Annotated in this window: 6 protein-coding genes and 1 pseudogene; 1 reads left to right on the forward strand and 6 read right to left on the reverse strand. The window is 50.1% G+C overall.

The features are described 5' to 3' along the window. The 5 genes from IQ235_RS17120 to pgmB form a co-directional block, all read right to left on the reverse strand. Positions 1–222, reverse strand: a 222-nt coding sequence (locus IQ235_RS17120; RefSeq protein WP_264322640.1) for a sugar phosphate nucleotidyltransferase, incomplete at its 3' end; no start/stop codon positions are given. A gap of 190 nt (positions 223–412) precedes the next feature. Next, on the reverse strand, positions 413–1864 hold the full coding sequence (locus IQ235_RS17125; protein WP_264322641.1) for a diguanylate cyclase domain-containing protein: 1452 nt from the start codon (positions 1862–1864) through the stop codon (positions 413–415). Between the two features lie 220 nt (positions 1865–2084). Next, the gene (locus IQ235_RS17130; RefSeq protein ID WP_264322642.1) at positions 2085–3212 is read right to left on the reverse strand and encodes an NAD(P)/FAD-dependent oxidoreductase; all 1128 of its coding nucleotides are present in this window, start codon (positions 3210–3212) and stop codon (positions 2085–2087) included. A gap of 109 nt (positions 3213–3321) precedes the next feature. Then, positions 3322–3879, reverse strand: coding sequence for an NADPH-dependent FMN reductase (locus IQ235_RS17135; RefSeq protein ID WP_264322643.1), 558 nt, complete (start codon positions 3877–3879; stop codon positions 3322–3324). Between the two features lie 112 nt (positions 3880–3991). Further along, the gene (gene pgmB, locus IQ235_RS17140; protein WP_264322644.1) at positions 3992–4687 is read right to left on the reverse strand and encodes a beta-phosphoglucomutase; all 696 of its coding nucleotides are present in this window, start codon (positions 4685–4687) and stop codon (positions 3992–3994) included. Positions 4688–5270: 583 nt separating this feature from the next. Between pgmB and IQ235_RS17145 the strand changes: the two genes are divergently transcribed. After that, positions 5271–5393: a hypothetical protein gene (locus IQ235_RS17145; RefSeq protein WP_264322645.1), complete on the forward strand. Its 123-nt coding sequence runs from the start codon at positions 5271–5273 to the stop codon at positions 5391–5393. Between the two features lie 36 nt (positions 5394–5429). Here IQ235_RS17145 and IQ235_RS17150 read toward each other — a convergent pair. After that, positions 5430–5682: pseudogene (locus IQ235_RS17150) on the reverse strand (transcriptional regulator); the annotation flags it as partial.

Consider the following 5682-nt stretch of genomic DNA (forward strand, 5'->3'; position numbering starts at 1 on the left):
CTCAAAAACGGCGCGATCGCCCGGTTGGATAACAATGCCTACTTCCTCAACATCCCCACTCAAGGCTTCTTCGACGATCGCGACGATCGCGGGTTTGGCTCGTCCTTCGGTATCGACGATGGGGAGTAATTCTTTTTTCACCACTTGGGTGGCAGGAAACAGGCGGGTGCCAAATCCGGCGGCTGGAACGATCGCTTTACAAAGACGAGGTGAATCAGTCATTTCCAGTTCGGGTAAACACTTATAATTCCCAGCAGGGTTCGGACTTCACCGTCACGAATCATCCAAACGTGAGATCGAGAGATACGTTATACGCGGGACTGATGCCAGAAGATACATCTAGCCTACAGCAGGTTCGGCGATCGCTCCCGAGCTGACACTAGCTGGTGAAATCGCAGTATTGAAAATCCCATTAGATCTTGTCAAAAACACAAAATTGATTGCGTCCCCGCGCTTTGGCTTCGTACAATGCTTTATCGGCAGCGGCGATCGCATCTTCGGGTAAATTTTCGGTAGATGGCATTGCGTCAGAAATCCCCATACTGAGGGTAACAAGAGGACTGGTTTCCGATCCCTCGTGAACCAACTGAAGCTGGTGAATTTCCTGCTGAATCAGTTCGGCGACTCGAATCGCACCGTTGGCATCGGTATTGGGCAAAATGACGGCAAACTCTTCCCCGCCGTATCGCGCCACTAAGTCCGCCGGACGCCGAACGGCATGACGAAGGGCCCCGGCCACTTGCTGCAAACACCGATCTCCGGCTTGATGGCCGTAGCGATCGTTATATTTCTTGAAATAATCGACATCACACAGAATTAAAGAGAGAGAGGAGCGTTCTCGGGTCATACGCCGCAATTCTCGATCGAGAAATTCATCGAAGCAACGGCGATTGGCAACTTGGGTGAGTCCGTCTAGGGAGGCTAGTTTTTCTAGTTCCCGATTGGCTGCGTGAAGTGCGGCTTCTGCTTGTTTGCGATCGGTAATATCGGTAGCCGTACCGACAATTTGCTGGGTTTTCCCCTCTGGGGTCTGGGTAAAAACGGTATCTCGACTCAACAACCATCGCCACTGACCGTTTTTATGCTGGATTCGGTATTCAATTTCGAGCTTATCTCCCGGTGCTAGGCGATCGAAACTTTGAAAGTGAGCGGTGACCGCCTCCACATCTTTGGGGTGGATCGCACTCTGGGGAAAGCGCGACTGTTGCCCAATATCGATGAAGGTATAGCCGAGTACGTTCGTGAGTTCGCGATTCGTATAGATATAGCGATATTCGAGCAAATCGTACACGTACAAAATACTCGTACTCGCTTCGGCAATGCTGTGGATGAATCGCTGGCTTTCCTGCCATGCTTCTTCAGCCTGCTGGCGCTCCCAAATCTCAAGCTGGAGCTGCCGGTTCTGCTGCTCGAAGGCTTTTCGCTGACGTTCGATGGTCAGTTGGTTTTCGATGCGTGCTAAAACTTCTGGGATTTGAAAAGGACGGCTGATGTAATCTGCTCCCCCCGCTTCAAAGGCTTTGACTTTATCGGCAGCGTCATCTAAAGCACTCAGAAAAATGATGGGAATGTCTCGAGTTTGCTTCTTGGCTTTGAGAGATCTGCAAACCTCGTAGCCGTCCATTCGGGGCATCATGATATCGAGTAATATCAAATCCGGTTGAATCTCTTCAACTCGTTCCAGGGCGCTTTCTCCACAAAAAGCTTGCTGGACGCGATATCCGCGATTCCAAAGCATCATTGATATAATTCTGCGGTTATCGGGGTTGTCGTCAATGACTAAAATATCTGCTAGAGCTTTTGGGCTTTGTCTACAACTTCGATCGCTCCCGATCGTAGGATTAAGATGAGTGGGTCGAGCCATCGTATAAAATCGTTGAACTATCAAAGGAGAAGCGTTACTTTTCAAGTGGGTAGGTAGAGAAGTAGATACCGCTCCCTCAATCTTAACTTCGTCCTCGTCGAACTTCGAAGGCTTGAAGTGAACTCACCAAACCAAAAATCTCTCGTCTGTGTTGAGAAGATGGATTCCTGCCATTACCCGATCTCCAGAGTCCATGCTCGTTCTTTCAATCGGCGATCGCTTATCTCGATATCCCGATCGCTTGCCAGCACTCACCGATAGGCGCGAGGGAGTCTTGAAACAAGCGATCGTTTGTCAGGCTGGCGGCGGAAGCTCCCGATCGCAATGCTGTTTCCACCGGCTGAGTTGGAGCGTTACCGAACCCATCTCCACAACATACTAAAGGGAAGGGATCGCTAGTTCCCAAACAATCTTGCGACAGCGGCGATCGTGCGAAAGCATAACGCCAGCGATGCACTTGCATCAATTGCGGGGTATCCAACCCCAATCCAAACAATGCTTCTACAGATCGTAGAAGCTGCTTTCCAATGGGTTCTAAGTCGTTTTCTTCTAAATGTTTCCGAGCAAACCCAGGGCTGCTGTGGAGGACGAAAACGGGCTGTGATGGATTCGCTCGCTTGCTGCTGTCGTTGCCCATCCATCGTAAATCCCGGTGGTGGGGAAAATCGATCGCGCCAGGTAGGGGTAGCGTCCCTGTACCTCCCCCGTCGTACCGCTCGAACCGGGATTGTTGACTAGGGGGATATGCGGCAATGACTGTAAAACAAGGATCGTATTCGATCGCCTTCAGATTATCGAGCATCTGGGGGAACGCACCGGCTTGGGTTTCGAGGAGGGCGATCGCTTGGGGGGCGGGAATTGCAATAACGAGCGCTCGTGCGGTAATTTCAAAGGGGAAATCTGCCCTGTTGCGGGGTGCATCTAGACCCAAAGTCCACCCTCCCTCACACGGGGTGAGGGTACAGGCGCGGCGATCGAACCATATTTCGAGATCCGTTGCTAAAAATTTGCCGATGGCACTCATGCCGTCTGGGGCGATGTAGAGGGGTTCGGCGGGCTGTGGAGTCAAGCACGAGCGTTCCACATCCCAAAAATAAGCTCGATCGCTCCATCCTCTCAAGATTTGGCGATCGCGCAGAACTCCTACGAATCCCGAAAGCAACCGCCCTCGATCTTTGAGATACGGCACGCCCAAGTCGGCACGGTTTCCGGGCAATCGACGAGTCGCCGCTCGTCCGCCAACCCCACGGGATTTTTCGACGAGCGCAACCCGATAACCACTGTGAGCCAGTTGTCGGGCGCAGGTGAGTCCGGCAATACCCGCACCGACGACGACGACATCAAACATGATTCTTTCTCATGACAAGATCGGTTAGCTTTGGGGGCTTTGGGAGATGTGGGAAGCTAAATTTTCCCCCCATTTCCTCCGTTTCCGAATTTCGCGCTTCCGAGTTCGATTAAGCTGCCACTTTCTCCAAGCCGCGAATTTTTTGGGTATGTTCGACTAAACTTTCGGCAAAGCGATCGAGCCGCTTGGAGAGTTTATCGTCTAATAATTTACCATCCGCATCAAATGCCTGCCATGCCTGCCCGATGGCAATTTGCTCGGGAATCACCCAAGCATGAACCCAGCGCAGAATCACCCGCAAGTCGTTGAGGGCATTGCTATTGGCTTGTCCCCCCAGCACGCTGATAACTCCAGCAACTTTGCCATCTAAATGCTCGAAACTCATCAAATCTAAAGCATTTTTGAGAACGCCACTGACGCTGCCGTGATACTCCGGTGTCGCCAAAATGATGCCATCGGCTTGGGTGAAAGCATTTTGCAAGCGCTTGACATCGGGATAGTCGGCATAGTCACCTTCCCCATTGCAGAAGGGTAAATCGAGCGATCGCACGTCCAAGATTTCCATCTGCGCCCCTAAAGCTTCCACTCGCTCGGCTGCCTGGGCTAGGGCTTGCTGGCTGTAGGAGTTTTTTCTCAAGCTTCCTGAAAGACCGACGATTTTGACCATTACTTTAGTCCTCGAGCTTTAACTCATAGTCATTATGACTACATTTAAGATAGCGAATCGATCGCCAAACTGTCAAGGACGATTGTTTTCCCGAACTGGGTGGAAAGCGAACTTATCGGCAGCACTGGATTTTATCGAGCAAATCCTTCCAGCGAACGCTGTTCAAATTCGATAAGATGACGTGAGCAGCACCCACCCGTTCTTGCGGGCCGAGTCCCACGACCCACATCCGGGCATCGAGAGCGGCTTTGACTCCCGATTCGGCATCTTCGATGGCAATACATTGGTGAGGAGGCAAACCAATCTGTTCGGCGGCGTAGAGGAAGACATCGGGAGCGGGTTTGGGATGTGGGACGTTGTAGACGTTGGTAATGGCATCCACCCAGTCGGTTAAGCCGAGCTGGCGAGTGACGAGATCGACATTTTGGCTGGCGGAGGCGATGGCGATCCGAATGCCGTCCGATCGCAGTTCTTGCAACAAATCCAAGACACCGGGGAGAAGGTGGTCTTGGGTCATGGTTTGGATAAATTCGAGAAAGTAGCGATTTTTGCGATCGAGCATTTCTTCAACGATCGCCTCTCCTAACATCCGATCGCCTAAAATTGCCATCAACGAATCCCGACGCGACAGACCCCGTAAAGCTTCGTTGGCTTTGCGATCGAAGGGAATATTTTCTTCATCGGCGAGTCGCTGCCAGGTTTGGTAGTGAAATTCGAGCGTATCGGTCAAAACCCCGTCCATATCGAACACAACCCCCCGAATGACAATCGGTTCGGCATCGGGGATGGGAAATTGGGGTTGGAGCATAGCAATTGCGCGATCGGTTCAGCTCGGATGGAACTCAACTAACCTACCGAAGAAGTCTTGGGAGCGCAAGTTTAGGTTATATCTAAGGGAAATTCAATACCATCGAGTAGTTCGATCGATTTAATCGATTTAGACTTAAGATTAGACTCTCAAAATATTGAAATTCACTAAAATTCTCGATCGAGAATTAATAACTCTATTCTTGCATACCAGTAACATTAGTTCGGGTTAAGGATGTTCGAGCGTGAATCGTCAGCTCAGATCGCATAGGCACGAGCGACACAACCTAAATTGGACAGCGGTAGAATTAGGATTTAAGTTGATTCCGAACTCATATTGACGAGCGTAAAAAAGGTAAAAATCACAGGAGTTAAAATTTATAAAAGTTTGCTTCCGAAATCCTCACTCGAATTCGACATTCTAGGAGTGCACACAATAATTGCTTGCGTGTTCTCCCCAGCTTCTCGAGGGCTGGGGTCTTTTCTTGCAAAGTGAAGTAAATTTACTGATTAATGAATGTCGAACGCTATCTTTTTAAGTGTTTTTTAATGCGGATCGGGCTTGAAAATGTAACAATATCTCGATGAATAATTTATCTAACTTATTTTCGAGGGGCAAGGCGATCGGTATTGGCTTACGATTGACTCAAGGATATGTTATGACGGATTCTCACTTTGGATTGAAACCGGAAAGTGTCGCTGAATAACACATCCTAAACTTATGAATTCTTACTTATGACTTCTTACTTATCACCGACCGATCGCCCCACAGAATTGCGTCCGGTATGGCGCAGTTCGGCGTCTCGAAGTTTTGCCTCTTGCACGTTCAGTTTTTGATTGAGTTCGCGAGTACGGCGGGAGAGCAGCCGGATGATATTGACAGCGATACCGGGGGTTTCGTCGATCGCATCGTAAAGCTGTTGTTGGGTGAGCATCAAACATTCACAGCGATCGAGGGTGGTTACCGACGCAGAGCGGGGTTCGGCATCGAACAAG

This window comes from Zarconia navalis LEGE 11467 (genome assembly GCF_015207075.1).
GTDB lineage: Bacteria > Cyanobacteriota > Cyanobacteriia > Cyanobacteriales > Geitlerinemataceae > Zarconia > Zarconia navalis.

Coding starts and splice junctions, on each gene's coding strand:
- IQ235_RS17125 (WP_264322641.1), bottom strand. CDS start 1,864: ATGGCTCGACCCACTCATCTTAATCCTACGATCGGGAGCGATCGAAGT.
- IQ235_RS17145 (WP_264322645.1), top strand. CDS start 5,271: ATGAATAATTTATCTAACTTATTTTCGAGGGGCAAGGCGATCGGTATT.
- pgmB (WP_264322644.1), bottom strand. CDS start 4,687: ATGCTCCAACCCCAATTTCCCATCCCCGATGCCGAACCGATTGTCATT.
- IQ235_RS17130 (WP_264322642.1), bottom strand. CDS start 3,212: ATGTTTGATGTCGTCGTCGTCGGTGCGGGTATTGCCGGACTCACCTGC.
- IQ235_RS17135 (WP_264322643.1), bottom strand. CDS start 3,879: ATGGTCAAAATCGTCGGTCTTTCAGGAAGCTTGAGAAAAAACTCCTAC.